Source organism: Candidatus Anstonellales archaeon, assembly GCA_038869735.1.
Lineage (GTDB): Archaea > Micrarchaeota > Micrarchaeia > Anstonellales > CG1-02-47-40 > JAWCQO01.
This window is the reverse complement of sequence record JAWCQO010000005.1, coordinates 55,982-78,817: the sequence shown is the minus strand read 5'-3', so window position 1 is coordinate 78,817 and position 22,836 is coordinate 55,982. Positions and strand designations below refer to the sequence as shown.

Here is a 22,836-nt window from a genome sequence, read left to right as displayed (position 1 = left end):
TTGTTTCTGCTCCCATAAGCTGACCGCCTGCGTAGACTGCTCCTGCACCGACAAGCATGAGCATTGAGATTACTGGGATGAGATTTTTTATAAAGGAACAAAGACTTGTGATTCCTACGCTTATTGCTGTTGTCGCTGCTTGGGAGTATAGCACTCCAACAAGAAGCAGAAGCGCAAAGGCGAGTATTTGGAACTTTTTAGAAAGATTTTTCATACTTATCCACTCCTCCTTCCTCTTATTTTGCCTTTATTGCTTATTTTAATGGCCTGGCTGAGTAGGTTAAATAAAGTGAGGTTTAAAAACTTATCTATAGGGGAGTTACTTTTTTTCTTTTTCGGCAAAAAAGTCTTCGAATTCGTATTTTTTTCTTTCAAGTTTTTTTGATTGTTTATTTTGAGGCTTCTTCTTTTTGGAGAGTATGAAAAAAAGAAGGGAGACTAGAACACCGAGAGTTGCAATGGCTAGAATAACAAGTTTTGGATCATATGTTTCTTGGGATGGAGAAAGTGTAGCTAGGATAAGGCTTGTATCTTTGGGAATTCCTGAGGTGAGAGAAAGAGAGGAGACCCAATCAGAATTTTTGAGTGCCTCTGAGCTTTGAGTAACTTTGTTTTTCAGTTCGCTCAATTTTTTTTCTAATTCGAAATTAGAAGCGTTTTGCTGGCCTAATTTTTCAAGTGATGATTCGGCCAGAGAGTGAGAAGAGAGAGCGAGGTCTTGGAGAAGCAGAAGTGTTTTTGTAGTTGAATTTTTTAAGAAGAAGAATTGCGCTATTGCCGAGTGAAGGGAGGATATTTCTGATGGTTGGAGGTCTATATTTTGAGTCTCTAGCTTTGCAGAAATCTTTGCAATGGTTTTGTCTATTGAATCTAGGTCTTCCTGTAGTTGAGTTGGGGTTTTGGGGAAAGTAAAGGGAGGTTTAAGCTCTTTTGACTTTGAGTAGGAGGAGAGGTAAAGTTGGAGCGTAGAAGAAAAGGCTGCCCGCTCAGACGAGTAGTTAAGAAGGAGGAGGCGGATAGACTCAGTATTCTTATTCTTTGACTCAGTGATAAACTGGGCTATAAGCGAAAGTACATCTTCTGCTTCTTTTAGGTTATTAATTGCAAGTGAAATGTCTTTTGCAAGTATGGCTGAGTTGGATGCCTGTAGTAAAGAGGACGTATTTTGAAGTATTGAGTCAAGATAAAGTCTTTGAGATTGGTTTAATGAGAGTAAGAAGGCGCGCTCTTTTAGAGATATAAGGGCCAAGGACAGATTTTTATGTGCGTTTATGAGAAGCGCGTGGGGTTCTATGACAGAGAGATTCTGGTTTGCGTATTTGAGGAGGAGGGTTGCCTGTTGGATATTTCCGAGGGAGTATTCCTTATCTGCCTCTTGGAGAAGAGTTTTGGCGATGACTAACCTTGATTGGAACGTTTCTAATGAGCCTACTTTTTCAGCAAGAGACGACATAAGCGAGAGTTTGTTTAAAAGGGCGGAAATAGAAAGGAGGTTCTCTTCGGTCTTATTTTTCTCTAGAAGATACTGCTCATTGAGTGCTTCGTTTTCGTATTTTGATTTCTGTATACGAAGATAAAGTGCAAGAAGTTTCTTTATTGCATTTTGATAGTCACCAGAGAGCACATACGACCTTGCTTCTGAGTAAAGTGAGAGGAATTCGGGGTTGTTTGGAAAGGTAGACGGCTCAAGGAGTGATAAGAGATATTCGGCATATGCGGAAGAATTATCTACACTATAGGATACTTTAAAGGTTGCCTGTTGCGTGGGTAAAAGACTTTTTATCTTGAATGAATAGTCAAATACATAAGGGGCTTGTTTGAAGTCTATTTCCGAGACGTCGTGAGCGGATAGCGGGGATACTGAAAAGCTCAAAACGCTCTGGTTTAGGAATTCTGTTTGTATAATACGTACGTTTTCAAATGTATCTTTGATGTCTGAAATGACTAGATTATAAGAGATACTTGAAACTCCTCTTTCTTCTTTAACTTGGATATTTTCTTTTTTTATGGTGTAGGGATTTGTAAGAGTGTAGGATATGCGGAGAGTGTTTTTTCCTTCTGGTACGTCTTGAAGAGTTATCTTTGTGTAGTCAGAGTACAGGGTTATTTGTGGACTGCGGAGATTAAAGCTTGACTGAATTGTTGATGCATCTGCCGGGAGGGGGATCTTTGCGCATAGTGAAGTGAAAGGACGCTCCACCTCAAAGGTTATTTCCTTTGCTACTCTTGCCTGCTTATCTGTTGAGTCGACTTGCTTGGTTTCCTTCAAAATTTGGCCGGCGACTTCGGCTCTTTGAAACGTGAGGGTATACGCAGAATTAGGAGAGAGTTGAGAGAAGGTTAGTGCGAGAGATTTTTTTGTTGGAGAGTAGGCAATGTCTATTATTTCTTTTGGAAGAGATGTGGCGTCTTTCATATTTAATGGAGTTTGTAGTGGTAGTGTAATTGTTGTTGTTTGGGTGGTTGATAGTGAAGTTGGGTTGCGGAGAGAGATAGTTATTGACTCTGTGTTTATTTCCCCCAAACATGGTTGATCTAGCGGGTATACGAGCAGGTCGTAATTTCTTAGCAGTGTTGACTGCAAAGCATCGGGTGTTTTTTCCAGTAATTTTGAGAGAATTTTTGAATACTCTGAATCTATTTCAGAATAGTGGCCAGTTGAAGATAAGATGTGTGGCAAGTCGTTCTTAAAATATTTGGAGGTGAGTGAATCGAAGAGTGAGGCTTCTTGGGGGAGTAGGTGTTTGAAGTTTGGTATGAGTTCTTTTATTTGGTTATATTTGTTGGTGACGGGGCTGAAATATGAAAGGACTGTATCGCTTAACTCATCGATTCGCAGTTTTATTGCATTATTCAAAACAAGAAGGAGTTTAAGGTCGAGACTATTATCTGAATTGAGTATTGCTTGAAAGTCGGAATAAATTTGCTCGTAACTTTTAGTATCTAAAAAGCCGTCTTTTTTTGCTCCATTTATAAGGCGTCCGTATTGTTCAAGCAATAATCTTGCTTGTGAAACTGCCAGATAGTCTGAATAGTTTTTGGTTGGGAGGAGTTCTTTTGTTGCTGTTTGGGCAAGGATAGTGGCATTGTAAAAGAGGCCAAATTTTAGTCCAAATGAAGTTTCAGCAAGTGCTTCTGAAAATTTTGATTTTGCTTGGGCAAGAAGAGTAGAGGCTATTGATTTTTTTATTGCGTCTCCTTCATCTATTAGGGAGTAGGAGTTTATTGCGTCTTCTGCTGAAGTTATCTTGGCTTCTGCCATTCTGCGAGCGGCAGCAACGTGGTTTACGGCTTCATCTGTAATCAATGCTAATTCCTTTTTTGCTGCGGTTGCTCTTTTAATGCAAGATGAAGAGTATTCGGCAGAAGAAGAGATGTAGTTTTTTCTTTTTTCAGAAAGTGAGAGACGAGAGTTTTGAAGATCATCTTTTGCCAGGGAGAGCAGGCGTTTTACCTGGCTTTCCCTATCGCTTAGAGTTCCAACAAAGGATGAAGTTGAAAGCCAGTTTTCAGATTCCTCTTCTGATTGCGTAAGAAATTGCCTGAGAGCTAGTGCCCTTGTGTCAAATTCCGAAAGCCGGTGCGTGTCAGTTATTCTGATTGCGGATTCGAGTTCTACGATATTTTTTAAGCATAGCTCGTATTGGTAGCCTATTTCGTTCTCTGCCTCTGTTAGTATTGTCCTCGCCATCTTATTTTTGAGTAGGAGGTCTTCTATAAGGTTCGATTGTGGAGGGCTGCGGCTCTTCTCAACGTAGGGAGTTTCATTGCCTACGGCCTCGAAAGTAAGGTAACGCCCTCCATACGCGCCAGCAATACTTAAGAGCAAGCCTAGAGACTCCTTAGAGGGTGGTGAGTTGAGATTCAGCGTACGTTCTAAATTTACAGACTCTTCTTGTAAGTTGAGGTACATGCTGTTTGATGATACAAATTCGTTTAGTAGAGATAGATATTTTTCTTTTGGGCTTCCGAGATATTCGCTACTTCCAACCCCAGCGTATTCGAGTTTGTCTAGTGTGCGTTTGAGTTGCGAGAATGCTATATTTACTGCTGCATTGGCATGTTGGTGCGCAAGTATGTAATTGGTGAGTGTGTTTTTATATGCATTTCCAAAATTAAGAGCGTAATCTACGAGAGGGTATAATTTAAAAACAACGAAAGAGGGTATTGGAAAGGCAAGTACTGAGAAGGAGAAAAATATATTTGAAAATAGTTTGACTTCCTTGTTGTTTGGGTTGTTAAGTATTGTGCGCATGGTATTGTTCCACAACGCCTGTGCGTGAGTATAATTTCTCTTTGCAAGTTCAAAATGTTCGTTGGTTTTGCGTATGTGTAAAAGCAGGTCTTTTGACTCCTTTGAGTTTACCTCATCAGCTAGAAGAGGCGCATAGTGGCCCGCGTCATAGAGCTCTGTGGTGGTTATGTCTATAAGGTCTATAAGATGATAAAAGAAGGAATGGCTCCATATATTGATGTTAAACGGCAGTCGTGTGATATTTGGATGAAGCAAGTCGAATGTTGGACTTTCCCAATATAGATTGTAGCTTTCCGTAAATTTGTAGTCTTGAAAAGGATAGTCTTTTTTAATTTCTTGTGTAGATGAGAGATGGAAGATAAGTAGCAAACAGATGAAAAAATGGGCTAAGCGCATTTGTGCTTATTTGCTTTAGATGTTTTAATAACCTTTCTGATAAAGTTTAGAGAGGTTGTAAATGGAGTATACCTTAATTATCCCTGCCTATAATGAAGAAAGCGAGATAAGGCGCGTGGTTGCTGGATTTAGGAGGATAGGGGCAAGGAGAATTATTGTTGTAGATGACGGTAGCCTTGATAAGACTATGGAAATGGCCGCTAGGGGCGGTGCTCATGTTGTGATCAGGCACAGGAGAAACCAAGGTAAAGGCAGTGCAATAAAAAGTGGGTTGTTTCTGTCAGAAAGTAGGTGGATCGTTCTTGCTGATGGTGATGGACAACATTCGCCTAGGGAATTATCAAAGTTTTTAGAAAAAATAAAGGAAGGTCGCTTTGTTTTTATTAATGGAAGCCGCTTTTTGGAAGGCGGAGTTATTTGGCGTATGCCACTGATAAGATTCGTTGCAAACCTTTTTATCCGCATAATTTTCAACTTTTATGCAAGGGGGAGAGTAACTGACCCCCTCTCAGGTATGAGGGCATTTAGGAAGGATAAAATTAGAGTAACGGAGGATGGTTTTTTGGTTGATTTGGAGATTGCCTTTAATGCGCTGGAGATAGTTGGGGAGAGTAGAGCAAAGATGGTTGATAACGACACGATATGTGAAGTTCCTATAAAAACACGTTATGTTTGTAAGAGTGGGTCTAAGTTTGGAGATTTGAAGTACGCTGCTTGGGAGTATATGAGGATGGTATGGTATTGTCTGAATAGGATGGTGAGATAGTTGGATTTTACCGAAAGTAGAGAGTTTAGGATTGCGGCATTTTCAATTATTTCTACGTGTACGGTAGTTTCTCTTCTTGTGGCTGGCTTTGCGGTAGCAAAAACTGTTTATGATGGTGCATTTGAGGTGGCTTCTCTTGCAGTAGTTATGTTTCTTCTCGTGGTTGTTGTTACGGTTTTCAACATAATTGCAGGATATTACTATCTTGAGTCGTATGGGTATAAGGCAGTTGCACCGAGATTAAGGAATTTTCCGCCTGTTGCAATAGCTGTGCCGATGTATAATGAAGACCCTGAGATGGTTAAAGAGACGCTTACGCTACTTAAGACTATCGATTATCCAAAAGAAAAGATGAGTATACACTTGCTTGATGACTCGACTGACGAAAAGATAGTAAATGAGATGAGAGAGTTTTGCAAAAAAAATGATATAGATTATATCCACAGAGAAAATAGGGAGTGGTATAAAGGTGGGGCTCTAAATAATTTTCTGTGGCAATGTGATGCAAAATATCTAGCAATATTTGATGCAGACGAACGACTTGTTGATAGAAGTTTTCTAAAAGAAACTCTTGGATTTATGGAGGAGGATAGTAGAGTTGCGTTTGTTCAAACTGAAAAGAAATTTGCGCCAGGCAGTATATTTGGGAATACGGTTGATGCGCTTTACAGATTTTATTTCACCGGCGTCATGCCGGTAAAGGCAAAGGACGGAAGTGCTCTTTTTTCTGGTTCTTGTGGAGTCTTGTCAGTTGAAATACTAAGAAAGCTTGGTGGGTTTCCTAAGTCAGTAACCGAGGATACAGCCTATAGTCTTGAAGTTGAGGCACGGGGCTATAGGGGGGTGTATGTTCTTAAGACTTATGCTCTCGGAAAGCCGATAAACACGTTTACTGGTGTTAGCAGACAGCAGTGGCGTTATACTTTTGGGAATGCTTTATTGGTAAAGAAATATTTTGAGAATTGGGGGAAGGTTAGGGGATGGAGAAATAAGATACATTATTTTGCGCTTGTTTTTGGATTGCAGTATATGTCGTTTATTTTTGTAGGTCTTGCGTTAATGACGCTTGCGATAATATTTGGGGACCTTCGGAGTGTCTTGGATGTGGTTGCTAGGATGTTTTTGTCTGAGTGGACTTTTTTTGATATTTATCTTGAGTGGCCAGCAGTTGTGTCAATTCTCTCAACCATTGGGTTAATCTTGCTGTCAGCAAAAGCATATATTGGAGATCTTGCGTATGGAGTTAGAGCGTATTTTCTAAACTTTTCATTGAGCTTCGTACGAATAAAGGCCACTCTCCAGGCCCTTAAAAGTAAGTATGCGCCATTTAAGGTTGCTCGGGAGGGCACGAGTGGTGGAAAAGATATTATTGGCGTGCTCCAGACAACAATCCTTGAAGCAATTTTTTCAATGATTTTTTTTGTTGCGGGGGTACTGTCTGTCTTAAAGGCTGACTTTATTGGTGCTTTTTGGCTCTTCTGGTATAGCGTCATTTTTTCTGGTGCAATATACTATCTTTATAGATACAGGTGATTTATGATTACGAGTACATGTGATTTGGTGTGTTTATGTTAAATGGATCGAAGCCGGTCTTAGTTTATTTTTAGTTGTTGGAGTTTGATTGATGGAGTTGTGATTGATATATATTAAAACATTTAATTGAGAGTTTTGAGGGGTTTGGAGTATGAAAGAGATTGATAGATTGATTGGAAAGGAGAAGTCAATGGTTGAGAAATATATGCAGAAGTTAATAGACAGAAACAAAGATCCATTTGAAGTTTATGGGTTGGTTTGGGAATTTTTATCTCGTGGAGGAAAGAGAATACGCCCTGTTTTTTGTTTGCTTTGTACAGAAGCTGTTGGTGGGAAGAGAGAGGATGCTCTCCCTGCAGCAGTCTGTATTGAATTGTTCCATAACTTCACACTCATACATGATGATATAGAGGACAACTCCAAGATGAGGAGAGGGGAGCCTTGTCTTCACATAAGCCACGGATTGCCAATAGCCATAAATGCAGGTGATGGGCTTTTTATGATGGCGTGGAAAGCTGTTTTGGAACTCGATGTTGTGCCGAAGGTTCAGTTAGAAGTGCAAAGAAGGCTTCATCATGCATTTACTATGGTTTTAGAGGGCCAGGCCGTAGAGCTTAGGTGGCATCGGGACAAGATTTGGGATATTGGTGAGGATGATTATCTTGAAATGGTGAAAGGTAAGACCGGGGCGCTTATAGCTGGTTCTTGTGAGGTTGGATCGATTATTGGTGGTGGGAGTGGAGGACAGACTGAGGGGCTTTATGAGTTTGGGATGAAAATTGGGATGGCATTTCAAATACAGGACGATATTCTCAACATTACAGGTTCTGAGAAAATTTATGGAAAGGAAATTGGAGGTGACATTAGGGAGGGTAAGCGAACACTTATGGTATTGCACGCCCTGAATAAGGCGAGCCCTGGAGAAAGAAGAAAAATGATTGAAATTCTTGACTCCTGTAAGGGGGACAAAGAAAGCGTATCTTGGGTTGTTAAGATAATGAAAAAATACAGGAGCATAGAATATGCCAAGCGTGTTGAGACGAGAATGATTGAAGACGCATATAAAAAACTTAGTTTGATTAGAGATTGTCCTGCTAAGAGGAAGCTGATCCGGCTTGCGGAGTATCTGGTGAAGAGAAAGATTTAAGTGTAGGCGTTATAAAATAGAGTAGGAACTTTTGCTGGGGATTTTTGTGGTGAAGGAATCTGGCACAACGGGAACTCCGAAGTTTAGTTTTCTCATTCTTTTACTTGTGTTAGCTGTATTGATTGGCGTACTCCTCACAATATATTTTGGTTGGCGTGATGGGTTGGGTGGGGATAGCGGGAGCACCGCAATGTCTGCTCAGGCTCGCTTGTTGTTGGATGCGTATGATAAACTAGGAAAGATGGATGAGTATACAATAGAATATGAAGAGCAATCTATTGGACTTCCTCAAAAAAAAATAATTATGCGCAATGGAAGTCTTAGATTTGTTTTGATAGAGGATGCTGTATCTAAGAGAAGCGTGTATTTTGATGGGTGGAATGAATATGTATGTATAAATTATTCTGAGATAAGGAAATGTGCGCGCCCGAACTCAAGCAATCTTTTACTTGATTTTCTTTCAAACCAGAGGAATCAGTTTTTTGATTTAGTTGCGGCTAAGGAGAGAGACAAACTCGGATTTCTTATAAAGAAGGGAGTGTTAAACTTTACTAATGAAATTGAGGAGAGGGAATATGAAGGGCGTAGCTGTAAGAAGTTGGAGTATGCAATAGATTATAGAAAGCTGTCTGTTGAGGATTTGGCTATTTTGGGTATGTCTGCTACGAGTCCTGCGCTTACCCACTTCTCTAATTTTAGTTGGGTGATGTGTCTTGGAGGGGACGGAATTCCGATTTATTATGAGATGAGATATTTGCCAGTGGGTGGCCAGCAGCGCTCATCAATATCAGTTGTAAAGAACTTTACTAAGGGAGTTATTGAAGTTGCAGCTCCCGAAACTTTAGTAGATGAATTAGAAGTTGAGGAGATGTTTTTAGCCGTACTCAAGCGATTAGACAATTATATTGGGTGTGAAAAATTTGTTGGGCATGAGGAAAAAGACCGCTGCTACTATGATAGGGGCATAGTGAATAATGATGAAAAGTATTGTGAGCGGATTAGGAGTAAAGATAGAAAAGATAAGTGTTATGTGGCGTTGGCTGGTAGTTCTGGTGGAAGAGCCGAGCTATGTGATTTTGTATCTGAGATGAAGGACGATTGTTGGGGGCAAGTTGCGATTGGAAGCGGGAAGGTTGATTATTGTGATAGAATTGTTGACAGCAAGCTTGCACAAGAATGTCGCGATTATTTTAAACCTGAATGTGTTGTTGACATGGATTGTGTTGTTGCTGGTTGCTCCGGACAGTTGTGTGTAAGGGTAGGGAAAAACGATACAATAACAACTTGTGAGATGCGACCAGAGTATGCTTGCTATTCAAAATTTGGTGGATGTGGGTGTGTTGAAGGGAGGTGTATGTGGAAGGGAGGAGTTGAGCTTGAGAGTTGTATCCAAGATATGAAGAATGCAAAAAGACAATAGGTGGGACATTTGTGGATTTTTTAAGTGTTGTTAGTAAATCAAACTTGGAGAAAGGGGGTGGGGCGAGTTTAACTGGTTTGGCTGATGAATCGTTCAATTTTTTAGAATGGATTGCTCTTGGAAGGCTTGGGGATGTCTTTTTGAGAGGATTTTTGTCTGAGTTTAGCAGGGAGCGACTTCTTTCTGCATTATCTCTTGTATCTAAGAAAGTAGGAGAGCTCAACGTATCAAAAAAAGGAGAAGGGAAGGTACTGGAGCGGTCCGGATGGAGGGATTACGGACCGGTAGTAGAAGTTGGGCAATTGGGACTTTGGAAAGATTTTTTTGAGAAGGGAGTCGGGTCTACAGAGAAAGTAAGTAATATGGATAATGAAAGAGTGGTTGTTGAGAAAATCGCGGGGGTTATTATGGGTGAAATTAGCCCTCTAATTATGGTTGGTGAGAAAGATAAATGTTTTGAGATTATTAACACTCTTCGTAAATTTTGTACTGGGCATGTTGATAGTGAGTTGTTTGTAACGCTTCTTCTTTTAAAGAAAGAGGAGGCAGTTGTGGGGGCTATTGACAGTTCTGATGTTGATCCTGCAGTTGATAAAAAATGGGCAGTTGCCGTTGGTGTTGGTAGAGGTAAGGTGGTTAAAGCTTCTGTTAGGGAGATGTTGTTTAGGTATCTGGAAAGCCATCCTGAGGAAGCATTGTGGTTGGCTAATGAGATGCGACCAGAGCTTTATGATGAGGAACGGTGTAGGGTGGGGGTGGAGATAATAGCTAATAAAGCTTACGAGAAGCTCAAAAAAAAGCATAAGAATAGTTTGAAAAAATTTCTTCTTGAATTTTGTATTTGGAGAGACCATAGAAGAGGGAAAGAACGAGTTTTTGTCTGTAAAAGGTACGCAAACTCTGATGTTCTGGATTATGTTATAAAGATGTTTAAGCGCCAATGAGTTTGATTTCTCTTATGGCTTTGATTTTTTGAATACTCTTTGATGTTTTTGTGAATATTAGAGTGGTTAGGTTTGCCTTAATTGATGTTGAAGAGTTCTTTGTTTTTAATCGGTTCCGGCGTCTGCTGGAAGGGTTTGTGTTGATAATATTGCACGGATTGTTGAGAGAAATTTGTTTTTAAGTGAATTGAACTCTACTTTTTCTAGATAGCATGCGCCGCAAAGAACTTCGTCTCCTAAAATCTTTTTGTTTGGCCCAAGAGGTGCAAAACAGCGATAGCATTCTCTTGCTCTAAGTTTAATGGCGTTTTTCCTGAAACAATCGTCGCAAAGGATGCCGCCTTGAGGAAGTTTGTGACTGGGTTCGTATTTTTTGACTATTCGTTTACACCCCCTACATGATGTTGTGGTGATGCGTTCAATTTCTTCACTATAACACTGCCTGCATAGTGGCCTTTTTTTGAGATAAACCACATCTTCGGGTAAAATCTGAATGGCACATAGTGCACAACGCATCTTTCTTACTGAGTCGATGTATTGTTTATAGCAGGGGATACACATTAAGTCGCGGGCGTAGTATGCGAAATCCCAAGGCTCAGTTAGCCTTCCACATTTGATACAATAGGTCATCTTTCATTACCACTTGGTTATTCTTTGCACAAACACAAAATTGAATGGTGGTTTTTGAGAAGTTGGGATGAGGAGGCCCTTGCGAAGGCGTCCTGCTATATTTATAAAATAGTTGAGTTTTGTAAATTGAATGTACGCCTTATCAGGGATTAGGAGTAGATATTTGGCTGTCTCTTCCTCATGAGGCTTTCCTGGTGGGTAAACAAGAAAGATGGAGGGGTTTTTGGGGTCTTTAATTATGGTTATGCCCAGTTTTGAGAAGTAGGTTATAAGAGATCTTTTTGAGATGTGCATGTTGTAAGTTTTGGTTTGTTTGTTTAAAATTTTTCTTTTTGTAGTGAGAAACGAATTGTGAGTGGTGTTTGTTCTTTTGTTATGATTATGGCGCTTTCAGAGTAGATTTCCGGGCTTGGGTTGTGGCATCCAGATACATTAATATATGATGATTCGATTGTCAAGCAAAATCCACTGAGTTGAGTAACCTCATCAAGCTTGTTTTTTACGTTGGGATTCGGTGCGTTCGTTATGATTTCTTCAATAGCTGAAGATTTTTCAAGTATAGTGATTATGTCTAAAAGTAGATTGTATGATTGAAGGGAGTAGTCTGGTTGGGGGGTGGGAGTAAGAAGTAATAGGAGGATGATAGAGGTGAGTGTCATGTATGAGAATAAGGCTTCGAATGAAAGCATACTAATTACCACACACAATGAGGGTTGATGGTTTGTTTGATAGAAGGACGATGCGAGTTACGCAGATGCGATGTTGGTTTTCTGGTGGGGGAGTTGTTGAGATATAGATTTTTACTGAGTTGAGGTTAAGTTGGCTTAGCGCATCTTCCTGGAGTTGCTCGATTATGGATAGTTTTGTTGGGGAGAGGATGTGTGTATTGTAATAGGTGGGATGCTCTTCAACAAGCCCCTTCTTTACTAAGAATGTTGATAGATCAGAGATCTTACGAAGTTTGGTGTATTCGTCCAAAATATCTTTATCTACAGCTAATATTTTATCACAATATTGAACGAATGCCATAAAATTCAGCAGCACAAGTAGAAAGGAGATGGATAGCTCTAGCGTCATGAAGCCTAGGTAATTATGGTTATACGCGCTCTTTTTCATCAGATAACACCCGCCCATTAAATATAGGTGTTATGCTCTTTGTTCTAGAATTGTTTAACCAGATATCAGTAATGTTTGTCTTTATTGGAGGTAAGATTCGTGTATAGGATATTCCTGGTAGCAGAGCAAAGGCGCCAACATATTCTGCTGCGTCTTCAACCATGAAATCAGTGGTGAGCTGCCGTTGAGCTAAGATTATGGAGGATATGTGAATGGTAGCTGTGTTGATAAAGAAAAGTATGAGTATTGTGAGTATGAGAAGAGAGAGCTCAACCTCCATCGAGATCTGCGCTTTCAAGATGTATCACCAGCTCTTGGGGAATTTTAGATACGTTACAGATTTCTCCTTTTTTAGAACAGATTGTTAAACCAAAACCACCAAAAATAAGTGGATTTTGTTGAAAATTGGAAAGTTGCGCTGTTTTCGATGATAGGTCGGTTTTGATATAATTAGTGCAGATTGGTGCGGATAGGTCGTAGCAGTTTTGGCATTTAATTGGTTTTCGTTGTTTTGTTGATTCTAGGGCTATTTGGTTAAGCTCAGTATGAGGAGTTGTTCCACACCATAAATCTATATTAAGAAGATCATTATTCTCGGCGATAAGTTCAAATGTGGAGAGAAGTGTTAGAAGCCTTGCTTCTGAAATTGCGCGCGTTTCTGGATCTGGAGATACTCTCCCCAGTAAGATTGGGAGCATATTTTTTGAAAGGTATTTAACAAATGCTTGACGTATATTGGAAGAGGTAAATGCTATTTTCTCTGTTGCCAAAGTGTTTATTTTTAAGTATGGGTTTGTTTGATAGGTTGGTCGTGATGTGGAAATAAGTAGGAGTAAGAAAGTAAAAACAAAGATTAAGAAGAATGTAAAAAACCCTTTCATTTTTATTCTCCTTTGGCTTCAATAACTGAAGTCTGTATTTTGAATCTACAAATGGGATGAAAATTTTTAGGAATAAGTTTTTAAATAGGTGTTGAGTAGAGAGATTAGGGTGGTTTAACATGAGCATGGCGCTTTCATCAATATACGGAATGGATATCTACACTGATGGAGGAAGATTTCTTGGTAAGGTACAGGATATTATTATTGATTTAGAGGCAGGAGAAGTTGTCCGTCTTACTATGGAACCATTAAATGTCGTATCAAAAGAAGAAGCAAAAAAAATACTTAGAGATCGAAGTGTTTTGTTTAAAAGTGTTCGGTCTATTGAAGATGTGGTTGTTGTATCAAAAAGTGCTGCTGGGGGGAGTGCTAGTTTATAATAGTGTGGGGGGACGCTTCCACTAATTGTTTTAACCCTACTTAGTTGTTTAACACCTACCAATTAATTAGTGTCTAGTAGTGTCTCGCCGAATACTTAACTAAGTACTTTGAACTATAATTTATTGTTTTGCTTTTTTTGTTTATTTAAGAAGGTAATATAATTAATTTTTTGTTTATTTAAGAAGGTAATATAATTAAAGAAGGAATAATTAAAGAAGGAGTATAGTTTTTGTTAGCTTTAATAGATGGGCGAGTTGGGATATTTGTTGAGTGTTTGGTTGGGTTTGGTTGTGATTTCTGTTTTTGTTTATTCTATTAGAAACTGCGCTTGTTGTTTATATGTTGTTGTTTATATGTTATGTGTAGTTGAGAATACGGAGTTAGTTTATTTGAAGGATGAGGCGTGTTCGAGCTTTGTAAACTTCTAGATATTCTGAATATTTTTTAAAAAAATTATCTGCATACGTTTCTAATTCATCTGGAACTACTAAGACGGATTTTGTTCTAAAAAAGGCTTGTGTGAGTTTTGATGTTGATAGTTCGTAATAAAATCGGCGTTTTATGTTATTATATAGTCTTAAATCTTTTGCTTTCAAATCGTAGAAATATAATAACATAATGTAACTATAGTTACATAAAATATTAATAATAGTTTAGGTTTACTTTATAAATAGACTACAACCAAAAAACAAAATAGAAAAAGAACCCAGAATTTCTAGACTAACAAACAACAACCAAACCAAACAATTAGAGAACCAACCATATCTGATTAAGAACCAATCAATAATATTTGACTAAAATAGAGAACAGAAAACCAACCACGTATATTTGATTAGTGGAAGTAGCGGGAGGTGGACTTTCATTTCTGGTTTCCATAAAAACCAGAACTTTGAACCACCGATCTCTGGGTTATGAGCCCAGCGGGCACTCCAAACTACCCCATCCCGCTTTACTTATAAGTTATCTCTATCACGCTTAAAATACTCAAGCGGAGCACCACAACTACAGATAAATTTTTTTGAAAAAGCGTCGTCAAAATTAATTAAACTTCCTGTACCACAACGCCTGCAGCAGTAGTATTCTCCTTCAAAATTCTGCGTCTGTTCTCCCCCCTCTCCACCACCAATATTCATATAATTTGAAAACCTTTCAAAAAGATCGTCATTAATTCTCCATATATACGTATACCACCCACTTGACTGATCTCGGTTCCTAACATAACTAACTAAACCAACAGCATGCAAACGATTCAAAACCGTTCTAACATCACAAATCCTTACCTCAGCTCTCTTTGCAAGCTCTTCGTCGGACATATCTTTCGAAAATGCACTTATAACTTTAATTGCCTCCTCACCACCCAATTCAATCATTTTTTGCCTACTAAGAGCGGTTGATAGAAGCTCCATTCTTTTTCTATAAACCAAACTTTTTTGCAATTTTTTTGTACTTGCCTTCTTCAAACCTTTTTTAGTTTTATTTCTTACTACCTTCAAACCACCAACTCTCTTAACACTCACTCCCCTACCATTACTTTTGAATTTTTTACTCACCGCACGAACCCTGCCCCTTATCTTAGCGGTCCGTCGGCGCTTATCCCTTTTAATATTCTTCATTTAAACACCCATTTCTAAACAAGCAAAAAGCTTTATAAATAACTATTATAAATATCTATGTCTATTTTTTACATTCTATTACCTTTTTTCCCATTTTTGATGGCACGATCTTAATCCTTGCCTTCTCAAAACCAAACGCCTCCCACTCACCCTTTAAATACCTGTCTAAAAATATAGCTACCGCGGCAATTTCAGAATGAGGCTGATTTCCTATGGCAACATTAAAGTCAGCTTTGCCATAAACCTCATAAGACACCTTCGCACCGCCGACAACAATTAACAACGGACGCCGGTCACCAATACTTCCTAAAACATCACCCACCCGTTCACCATACATAGTTAAGTGAACGATTGTCCCCCCTATTTTCTTCCACCTATCCAAAAACATTTTCCAACCTTCCCCAACATATTCTAAAAAGAAATGCCCACCCCAACTCCCCACAACCCTCTTCAATCTACTCTCCAACTCACAATCCCTTTGGCCAGAATAATACGCTCCCGTGGCACCAAGCGCTCGAGCAGCTAAAAAAAGGTGGGTGCTGGCGCGCTCGTCCCTACCAACACGATGCCCAACCCTAAAAACAAAGATCCCTTCCTTGTTGACTTCACCTACCATAGCTCTTCCAACCTCAAAACTCAAACATCAAAATTTTATAAATCCTGTCTCTCTAAAATAAAAAGAACAAAAAGAAGAGAAGCGGGCCTGTAGCTCAGGTTGGCAGAGCAGCGGGCTCTTAACCCGCGTGTCATGGGTTCAAATCCCATCGGGCCCGCCTTCAAGAAACTTAAATCCTTCAGTATAGGTGTCTAAAACGGACGCTGAAAAACTAATACGCAAAAAACCCTCTTCAATACTATTACTCCTAAAAAATACTACACAAAAATGGCATTTATCAAAAATAGCAAGACAAACAAACACAACTTTTGTTTATGTTTCGTCACTGATAACTGAATTTCAAAAAGATGGGTTGGTAGAGACTACTAAGGAAGGAAGGCGAAGAGTGGTTTTACTTACAAGTAAGGGCATGGCAATCGCAAACACACTTGAAACGTTGTTTGAAAAGCTAACACCACCCCCGACACAACCAATCCAACAACAAAAAGAACCCACAGAAGCAAAAAGCGCGTAACCTTCTATATCTCGCCTATACCCACTACCAATATTCTATACTGCCCTCAAAGTTATCGTCCTTTTCATTGAATTCAAAACATGTCTATAATCTCTAAAATGAACATACGCCAAAATTCCAACCATATATTCCTGTGCCGCCGTCATTGGCGTCCCGTAAATCGTAACAGTAACCGTCTTCTTCTCATTTACTCCTATCTTACCCACATTAACTTCCTTCTTTCTTTGAAGTCCAGTAGGATCAGTTCCAAGTCCCTTTGGAACCGCCACGATAACAGAACAGAGTGCGTCTTCGCCAGATATATTAGTAATGTCCAAAATCAAATCCACCGAAGACGCCCTCCTTGCTGAAAGCCGGAGCGGATTAAACCGAGTCTCTATTTTATATGGAACCCGCAAACCGTCACTCTTTTTACCTCTCAAACCTTTAAAGATGTCAAGTATCCCCATATCCAACACCACACAACTACTCCTTCAAGTTTAAAAAAACTCGCCACCCTACCTTATATTAATTCATCTGGGAGAAATACTCGTTCACAATACTTACATCTAACTCTCCCATCGCTACCATCAACAAAAAAGGTATTTATAACCCTCTCTAAATTTGTTATGCACTTAGGATTTGGGCACCCCATTATCCCCCCAACAATCTTTGGCATCCGGCAAGCTCTCTTTTCAACAACATCTCCGTCCTTTATTAAATTTATTGTGGCTCCAGGAGCAACAAGCGAGATCCTATCCAAACTCAATCTATCCAAATACTTGTCCTCAACTTTCAAAACATCTTTTCTACCCATCTTCTTACTAGCAACATTCATAATAAGAGCAACACGCGCAGGATAGTTCTTGTCAACCCCTAAAATCTTCATTATCTGCAGCCCCAAACCAACCGGCACGTGGTCTATAACTGTCCCATTCTTTATCTTTTCAACAAACATCGCCACACCTTACCACCAAACATCAACATCAATTACACAAATAAAATACCCCCCCTTCAATACCCCCTACCCACCACATCCACCAAAATAGCCATTCTAACAGGAACTCCAAGCTTTGCTTGCTCAAAATATCTCGCTCTTTTATCAGAGTCAATATCTCTGGATATCTCCTCAATTCTTGGGAGGGGATGTAAAATAACCATGTCTTTTTTAGCATCTCTTAAAATCTGTCTATTAATCGAAAATTCTTGTTGAACCCGAACCGCCTCATAAGGATCGGAAAATCTCTCTTTCTGTATTCTACAAACATAGAGGACATCACAATTTGAAAGTTGTGGGCGGCTAACCTCTCTTATCGCGACTCCAAATCTTTCTTTTATCTCAGATATCACGTTTTCATCCATTCCCAAACCTGGTGGCGAGCAAAGATCAACCTCATTCCCAAACATAGACACACCATATAAAAATGAGCGCATAGCTCTTGCATGTTTTAGGTCACCAAAGAGAGTTACATGTAGGTTGGTCACCCTACCACTAAACTTCTTTATTGCATAGAGGTCAATAAGCGTCTGGGTCGGGTGCTGGTTAGCCCCATCCCCCCCATTTATCACAGGATGGGTAGCAACTTCAGATGCAAGCCTTGCCGAACCATCACTTTCATGTCTAATAATCATCCCATCAACATATCCATCAACCATTCGTATTGTGTCTAAAAAACTCTCTCCTTTTTTAAGTGATGAAGTTTCCTGATTAAAATCTACAACATCTGCACCAAGACGTTTTGCTGCAGCCTGAAACGAAATTTTAGTTCTTGTCGATGGTTCAAAAAATAAAGTAGCTATAATTTTGCCACTCAAAACATTCACTCTTCCCTTCTCAAGAGCGCGCTCCATTTTCTCCGTTTCTCTAAAATACTTCTCAACCTGCTTCCGCGACAGGTCACGAATAGAAATTAGGTGCCTCACTTCTAAACCCCACCTCTTTTAAAATTTCCAAAATTAAAAACATTTCTATGCCCCTCATCATATTTGAAGGTATAGATGGAAGCGGGAAAGCCACACAAATCCAATTACTATCTTCATTTCTAAAATCAAGAAAAATAAAATTTTCAATCCACAAATACCCTACAAAAAAAGCCTCAAAAATACACACATATCTATCTGGAAAGTCAAAGTTGCCACTCAGGACTGTATTCTTTCTTTACTTGCTGGATATCCTACTCAACCAACAAAAAATAAATAGAGAACTAGAAGAAGACCGCATAGTGATTTTAGACAGATACATAACTTCAACAATAGCCTACTCACGCTCAATATCTTTTAAAGAAGCAATAAACATCATCTCGTCCTTTCCCTTCTGTACACCAGATGTAATAATCCTCCTTGATGTCGACGTCGCCACCTCCCAATCTCGCAAAAAGAAACAGAAACTTCACCTCGATACTCACGAATCAAACTTCAATCTCCTCACACAGACAAGAAAAAACTACAAAAAACTTTATACTTCAAAATTCCTAACCAAAAAATGGATAAAGATAGATGGAGCAAAAGACAAACAAGAAATACATTCACAAATAATAAGGCTTCTTAGATCCTTAAGCGTAATCCCAGTCTGAGAGCTCCGATAGTCTAGCCCGGTCAAGGACGCCGGCCTTTCAAATTTTCGTGAAGAAAGCCGGTAACCCGGGTTCAAATCCCGGTCGGAGCGCTTCTTTTTATACTAAAACAACCTATCTCAAATCATGCCTGACATAAAAAGAGTAAGAGCCATCTTATTTGACATAGACGACACCCTATTTGCCTCAACCGATTTTTCAAAAAAAGCGCGGCGTGCTGCAATAAGAGCCATGGTCCGTGCAGGATTGCCGACGACAGAAAAAAAGGCGCAAGAACTCCTCAATCAAATAATATCTAAGGTTGGCTCAAATTCTCAAAATCACTTTGACTTGTTGTGTAAAAAATTGAATGCCAAAGACAAATCAAAAATAGTTGCCTCAGGAATCAGAGCGTATCACGACTCAAAAAGGAACTTAAAGCCATATCGAGGAGTAAAACAACTTCTCTCACAACTTAGAAAAGCCGGCTATATCCTCTGTATTGCAACAGAAGGAATACCAAAAAAACAATGGGACAAATTAATTCGTCTGTCTTTACAAGATTCATTTGACCACGTTTTTATATCACAAGAACTAGGCATAAACAAATCCCCACTTTTTTATAAACGAATTTGTAAAATATTGGGGTTCCGCCCAGAAAATTGCCTGATGGTTGGTGACTCACCAGTAGCAGATATTCTATACTCCAACATGGCTGGCCTGATTTCAGTGAGGATTTTAAAAGGCAAAAACAAAAATAAGCACTGTAAGTCCGACTTCGAGATAAAGGAAATAACGGACCTTTTAAAGCTGCTTTGAACTATACGTGAGCCTTATGTCGAAAACACAGACAAACGAATCAGATAAGAATACAAATAAAGATGATATGACAAATGAAGAAGACCTACTAAAACACTATGAGAAAGCAAACAAAATAGCGTATTCTATCCGCCAAGATGCAAAAAAACTAATAATGCCAGGAGCCTCAACAATTGATATTGCAGAGAGCTTAGAGAAAATGATATTTGATGCTCAAGCAAAACCAGCTTTTCCTGTTAATATATCCATAAACGAAATTGCCGCTCATGCGACACCCGAAGCGTCCTCAACGTTGCTAATCGGGGAGAAGGACTTAGTAAAAATAGATCTTGGCGTGCATATAAACGGCTGCATTGCTGATACCGCATTTACCGTTGACTTATCAGAAGAACACGGCAAACTCGTCGAGGCTTCAGAAAAAGCGCTCGATGAAGCAATCGCGTCTATTAGGCCAGGAAAAAAAACTGGCGAAATAGGGCAAATAATACAAAAAACAATAACTTCATTTGGATTTAAGCCTATAGAGAACTTGACGGGGCACATGCTGCAGCCGTACACCCTCCACGCAGGACCAGAAATTCCAAACATAGCAGTCAGTGGAGGCTACGAGTTTAAAGAAGGAGATTTCTTTGCCATAGAACCTTTTGCTTCTACAGGAAGCGGAAGAGTGCATGATACGGACCAAATAGAGATATTCCAAGTTATGAAGCTAACAAATACTCGCCTTCGAACATCAAAACAACTTCTATCTTATTTGATTGAAAACTATCTTACTCTTCCATTTGCTCAGCGCTGGATTTCAGGTAAATTCCAATCGCACCTAATCCTCCACGCATCACTCCGTGATCTTATGAATAACAGTGCAATTCAGCCATTCCCAATCCTATCAGACGAAAAGGGCTCTTACGTCTCGCAATCCGAAGTCACTATAGTGATTGAAAAAGATGGAGCTCGCGTTCTTACAAAAGCTTAACTCACCCCCCGCAATATGTATGATCAAAAAATCAATCAACAACTAAGACTAATCAAGTAATCCTACCACTACTTTTCCCAAATGCTCGCAAATCCATTGTCATATATCTTGTCTAAACTTACTCCCTGTTCTGCTCCTTCAACAACATCCAAAACGAGGTAATCAACCTCAAATTCTTCTGGCAAAACCCCTGTTTTGTAAGCTTCAACTGCAGCCAAATATTTCTCATTATCTGCATATTCCACATATAAATCAGATAGGATCTTTCTTTTGCCTATATATGTCTCCAAGTGACCAAATCGAGGATTTGCTACAACAGAGCTTTCTCCTTTAGTGTACTTTTCTAAATATTTCATAGGCAATAAGCAGTTGTCGTTTGCAACACCCCAATAGCACCATGCATGCGGTCCTGACTGAACAAGAAAAAACAAAATGAAGTTAAAAACACAAAACAGGCACAACAGGTAAAATAATTTTTTATCCGATAAACTTCTTTCAAAGATAGAAGAAACTAACGCTGCTGACATCACACCAAACAACATATTCGCTCTAAAGCTGACAAAAATACCTAATATAAAAAATACAAAAATAAGAATTGCTGGAACAATTAGCTTCGGCAATCCCACACCATCAAACCTCCTTTCAATGAAGCCAAGCCGCGCAAGCAATACCAAAAAAGCACCAGATAATCCAAGGAAGAGGAGAGGCCCAAAATCATTTACCATACCTCCAAATCCCCAAGTCAGAAGATACCCCCACTCATAAGGAGCGATTTCATAAGGCAACCCATATTTGTAAAAAATTATAGAGTAGAACGGCAAGCAAACCAACAACCCACCAAAAATGCACGCTATGAGCTTCAGGACGAACCTTTTTTTCAATTCAAATTGGTTTGCAACAAGCGCATAAAATGGAAAAAGTACGATTGATGATGGATGGGCCGCAACGGATATTCCTAATAGAATAAATAAAAAAATTCTTCCTCGTCCGGTAGAAAGGATTGCAGCAATATGCATTAGTGTATATGCAAAAATATGTAGCGTTACATTTGATGCTGTAACTAACACAAATACTTCAGAGATTGTAATAAGTGCCCCTAGTACTCTAGCCCTCTTTAAATACTTAAAAAAAAGCATATATAAGCTAGCAAAATAGAGTGAAGCGATAAGTAAATGCTCAAACAGTCTCACAGTTTCAAAATCAGATATAAAAAATGCGCTTGTAAGACCAGCCGCAAACTGAAAATACGCAGGCGGATATGTAAACGGTCTTCCCAAATAACTCAGGAGATCAGAGTAAAACACCCCCCCTTTATCCATGACGGCCTGCACATGCCTATAATAATAAGGCCCCCACAAATCCAAAGAACCTATAAAAATGTTTGATAGGACAACAAGCCCCAAACCAACTAATACAAACCATAGCACTTCCTTCTCGTCAATCTTCGGTAGCCAAAATCTCCACCTTAACTTCCTACTAACAAACAAAATAGCAAGAAAATCAGCTATTGCAGGAACAAAAAATTCGGCTTTAAAAAGCGACACTACCTCATAATGAAAAGCAAAAAAAATAGCAAGAAAGCAGAACATACTAAAAATTCGTTCAAGATGCCCTCTCCCAACTGCAAGAGCCAAAATCACAGAGCAGGTAACAATGATTACTTGAGACACAGGAACCGTTAATCCTTCATAATCAAATACACCTTCAACCACGACTCCATTGACGTCAATCTGATAGGTGTGCTCCCCCCTATCAAATCTAAATTTTTCACCAAAAACAAACTCCCCAGAGACGTTTTTTTCAAAAAATCTTCTTTTTAGTATTCCATCAATAAAGTAGCTAACTTGCAAGTCACCTCTGTTTTTTGTTGCCCCACTAACAAAGATAACTCCCGCTCCCCCGTCATCTTCCCTTTTACTCCATGTATTTAGGTTAATAACCTCAGCTATTTTAGGACGCAAAAAAGCCAGAGAACTATTCCTCCCTTGCTCATCAGCGCATTCAACTATAATGCGGCTTTCACAACCTCCATAACTCAACCGGTTATCTCCACTCTGAATCTCACGCCTTATACCACATATGCTACATTCCCCATCAAAATTTGCTGAAAGATTAAACGAGTCCCCACCCCGCCAGCTTACAAATATCTCTTGAGGCTGTTTGATCTGAAAAAAATTCAAGTCAAGATGCTGGATATTGGCCCAAACAACAAGCAGCGAAGAAAGAAAAAGCAGCAACATCAACCAAAACAAAATTTTTCTCTCCACACATGCATCAAAACAATTTAATCTTTTAATCCTT

The 22,836-nt window shown here is 39.3% G+C and carries 25 protein-coding genes and 3 tRNA genes; 12 read left to right on the top strand and 16 right to left on the bottom strand.

What is annotated here, in order from left to right; all coding sequences use genetic code 11:
* Positions 1–214, bottom strand: a 214-nt coding sequence (locus QXF67_03085) for a hypothetical protein (GenBank protein MEM3060490.1), incomplete at its 3' end; no start/stop codon positions are given.
* Positions 215–319: 105 nt separating this feature from the next.
* A complete protein-coding gene (locus QXF67_03080; GenBank protein ID MEM3060489.1) occupies positions 320–4,651 on the bottom strand; it encodes a hypothetical protein in 4,332 nt (1,443 codons plus the stop codon).
* A 61-nt stretch (positions 4,652–4,712) separates the two neighbouring features.
* Between QXF67_03080 and QXF67_03075 the strand changes: the two genes are divergently transcribed.
* The 5 genes from QXF67_03075 (at position 4,713) to QXF67_03055 (ending at position 10,461) form a co-directional block, all read left to right on the top strand.
* Positions 4,713–5,417, top strand: coding sequence for a glycosyltransferase family 2 protein (locus tag QXF67_03075; protein ID MEM3060488.1), 705 nt, complete (start codon positions 4,713–4,715; stop codon positions 5,415–5,417).
* A complete protein-coding gene (locus tag QXF67_03070) occupies positions 5,418–6,950 on the top strand; it encodes a glycosyltransferase (protein MEM3060487.1) in 1,533 nt (510 codons plus the stop codon). It abuts the gene before it with no gap.
* Positions 6,951–7,101: 151 nt separating this feature from the next.
* On the top strand, positions 7,102–8,097 hold the full coding sequence (locus QXF67_03065) for a polyprenyl synthetase family protein (protein ID MEM3060486.1): 996 nt from the start codon (positions 7,102–7,104) through the stop codon (positions 8,095–8,097).
* 49 nt (positions 8,098–8,146) lie between these two features.
* Entirely contained in the window at positions 8,147–9,517 is a 1,371-nt protein-coding gene (locus QXF67_03060) for a hypothetical protein (GenBank protein MEM3060485.1), read from the top strand.
* Positions 9,481–10,461, top strand: a complete 981-nt coding sequence (locus tag QXF67_03055) for a hypothetical protein (GenBank protein MEM3060484.1) — start codon at positions 9,481–9,483, stop codon at positions 10,459–10,461. The genes QXF67_03060 and QXF67_03055 overlap by 37 nt, the downstream gene beginning before the upstream one ends.
* Before the next feature lie 105 nt (positions 10,462–10,566).
* On the opposite strand, the gene QXF67_03050 is transcribed toward QXF67_03055, so the two are convergent.
* The 6 genes from QXF67_03050 to QXF67_03025 are packed head-to-tail and all read right to left on the bottom strand — an operon-like array spanning position 10,567 to position 13,088.
* Positions 10,567–11,091: a hypothetical protein gene (locus QXF67_03050; GenBank protein ID MEM3060483.1), complete on the bottom strand. Its 525-nt coding sequence runs from the start codon at positions 11,089–11,091 to the stop codon at positions 10,567–10,569.
* Positions 11,092–11,097: 6 nt separating this feature from the next.
* On the bottom strand, positions 11,098–11,385 hold the full coding sequence (locus QXF67_03045; protein MEM3060482.1) for a hypothetical protein: 288 nt from the start codon (positions 11,383–11,385) through the stop codon (positions 11,098–11,100).
* Positions 11,386–11,408: 23 nt separating this feature from the next.
* The gene (locus QXF67_03040; GenBank protein MEM3060481.1) at positions 11,409–11,780 is read right to left on the bottom strand and encodes a hypothetical protein; all 372 of its coding nucleotides are present in this window, start codon (positions 11,778–11,780) and stop codon (positions 11,409–11,411) included.
* A 1-nt stretch (position 11,781) separates the two neighbouring features.
* On the bottom strand, positions 11,782–12,207 hold the full coding sequence (locus tag QXF67_03035; GenBank protein MEM3060480.1) for a hypothetical protein: 426 nt from the start codon (positions 12,205–12,207) through the stop codon (positions 11,782–11,784).
* Complete coding sequence (locus tag QXF67_03030) at positions 12,188–12,505, bottom strand: hypothetical protein (protein MEM3060479.1); 318 nt, start codon at positions 12,503–12,505, stop codon at positions 12,188–12,190. Before QXF67_03030 ends, QXF67_03035 begins: the two co-directional genes overlap by 20 nt.
* The gene (locus tag QXF67_03025) at positions 12,477–13,088 is read right to left on the bottom strand and encodes a hypothetical protein (GenBank protein MEM3060478.1); all 612 of its coding nucleotides are present in this window, start codon (positions 13,086–13,088) and stop codon (positions 12,477–12,479) included. The genes QXF67_03030 and QXF67_03025 overlap by 29 nt, the downstream gene beginning before the upstream one ends.
* 119 nt (positions 13,089–13,207) lie before the next feature.
* On the opposite strand from QXF67_03025, the gene QXF67_03020 reads away from it, so the two are divergent.
* Positions 13,208–13,468: a PRC-barrel domain-containing protein gene (locus tag QXF67_03020; protein ID MEM3060477.1), complete on the top strand. Its 261-nt coding sequence runs from the start codon at positions 13,208–13,210 to the stop codon at positions 13,466–13,468.
* Positions 13,469–13,849: 381 nt separating this feature from the next.
* On the opposite strand, the gene QXF67_03015 is transcribed toward QXF67_03020, so the two are convergent.
* The 4 genes from QXF67_03015 to QXF67_03000 form a co-directional block, all read right to left on the bottom strand.
* Positions 13,850–14,086 carry a hypothetical protein gene (locus QXF67_03015; protein ID MEM3060476.1) on the bottom strand — a complete coding sequence of 79 codons (237 nt, stop codon included), beginning with the start codon at positions 14,084–14,086 and terminating at the stop codon, positions 13,850–13,852.
* Positions 14,087–14,311: 225 nt separating this feature from the next.
* Positions 14,312–14,418: transfer RNA gene (locus QXF67_03010), tRNA-Met, on the bottom strand.
* 4 nt (positions 14,419–14,422) lie between these two features.
* Complete coding sequence (locus QXF67_03005) at positions 14,423–15,082, bottom strand: hypothetical protein (GenBank protein ID MEM3060475.1); 660 nt, start codon at positions 15,080–15,082, stop codon at positions 14,423–14,425.
* Between the two features lie 61 nt (positions 15,083–15,143).
* Positions 15,144–15,698: a tRNA (cytidine(56)-2'-O)-methyltransferase gene (locus QXF67_03000; GenBank protein ID MEM3060474.1), complete on the bottom strand. Its 555-nt coding sequence runs from the start codon at positions 15,696–15,698 to the stop codon at positions 15,144–15,146.
* An 83-nt stretch (positions 15,699–15,781) separates the two neighbouring features.
* Here QXF67_03000 and QXF67_02995 point away from each other — a divergent pair.
* A tRNA-Lys gene (locus QXF67_02995) sits at positions 15,782–15,855 on the top strand.
* A gap of 30 nt (positions 15,856–15,885) precedes the next feature.
* Positions 15,886–16,212 (top strand): hypothetical protein, encoded by a 327-nt coding sequence (locus QXF67_02990; protein ID MEM3060473.1) that lies wholly within the window; start codon positions 15,886–15,888, stop codon positions 16,210–16,212.
* Positions 16,213–16,247: 35 nt separating this feature from the next.
* Here QXF67_02990 and QXF67_02985 read toward each other — a convergent pair whose 3' ends face one another.
* From QXF67_02985 to pyrB, 3 genes are read right to left on the bottom strand one after another with little or no spacing between them, the layout of a single operon-like run.
* On the bottom strand, positions 16,248–16,661 hold the full coding sequence (locus QXF67_02985; protein ID MEM3060472.1) for a hypothetical protein: 414 nt from the start codon (positions 16,659–16,661) through the stop codon (positions 16,248–16,250).
* A gap of 53 nt (positions 16,662–16,714) precedes the next feature.
* A complete protein-coding gene (gene pyrI, locus QXF67_02980) occupies positions 16,715–17,149 on the bottom strand; it encodes an aspartate carbamoyltransferase regulatory subunit (protein ID MEM3060471.1) in 435 nt (144 codons plus the stop codon).
* A gap of 56 nt (positions 17,150–17,205) precedes the next feature.
* Positions 17,206–18,114 carry an aspartate carbamoyltransferase gene (gene pyrB / locus QXF67_02975; GenBank protein MEM3060470.1) on the bottom strand — a complete coding sequence of 303 codons (909 nt, stop codon included), beginning with the start codon at positions 18,112–18,114 and terminating at the stop codon, positions 17,206–17,208.
* 47 nt (positions 18,115–18,161) lie between these two features.
* Between pyrB and tmk the strand changes: the two genes are divergently transcribed.
* The 4 genes from tmk to map all read left to right on the top strand — a co-directional run bounded on the left by tmk (position 18,162) and on the right by map (position 20,535).
* A complete protein-coding gene (gene tmk / locus QXF67_02970; GenBank protein ID MEM3060469.1) occupies positions 18,162–18,764 on the top strand; it encodes a dTMP kinase in 603 nt (200 codons plus the stop codon).
* 2 nt (positions 18,765–18,766) lie between these two features.
* Positions 18,767–18,856, top strand: a tRNA-Glu gene (locus QXF67_02965).
* A gap of 34 nt (positions 18,857–18,890) precedes the next feature.
* Positions 18,891–19,562: a TIGR02253 family HAD-type hydrolase gene (locus QXF67_02960; GenBank protein MEM3060468.1), complete on the top strand. Its 672-nt coding sequence runs from the start codon at positions 18,891–18,893 to the stop codon at positions 19,560–19,562.
* A 16-nt stretch (positions 19,563–19,578) separates the two neighbouring features.
* Entirely contained in the window at positions 19,579–20,535 is a 957-nt protein-coding gene (map, locus tag QXF67_02955) for a type II methionyl aminopeptidase (protein MEM3060467.1), read from the top strand.
* 68 nt (positions 20,536–20,603) lie between these two features.
* On the opposite strand, the gene QXF67_02950 is transcribed toward map, so the two are convergent.
* Positions 20,604–22,775 (bottom strand): hypothetical protein, encoded by a 2,172-nt coding sequence (locus QXF67_02950; protein MEM3060466.1) that lies wholly within the window; start codon positions 22,773–22,775, stop codon positions 20,604–20,606.
* Positions 22,776–22,836: the final 61 nt, after the last annotated feature.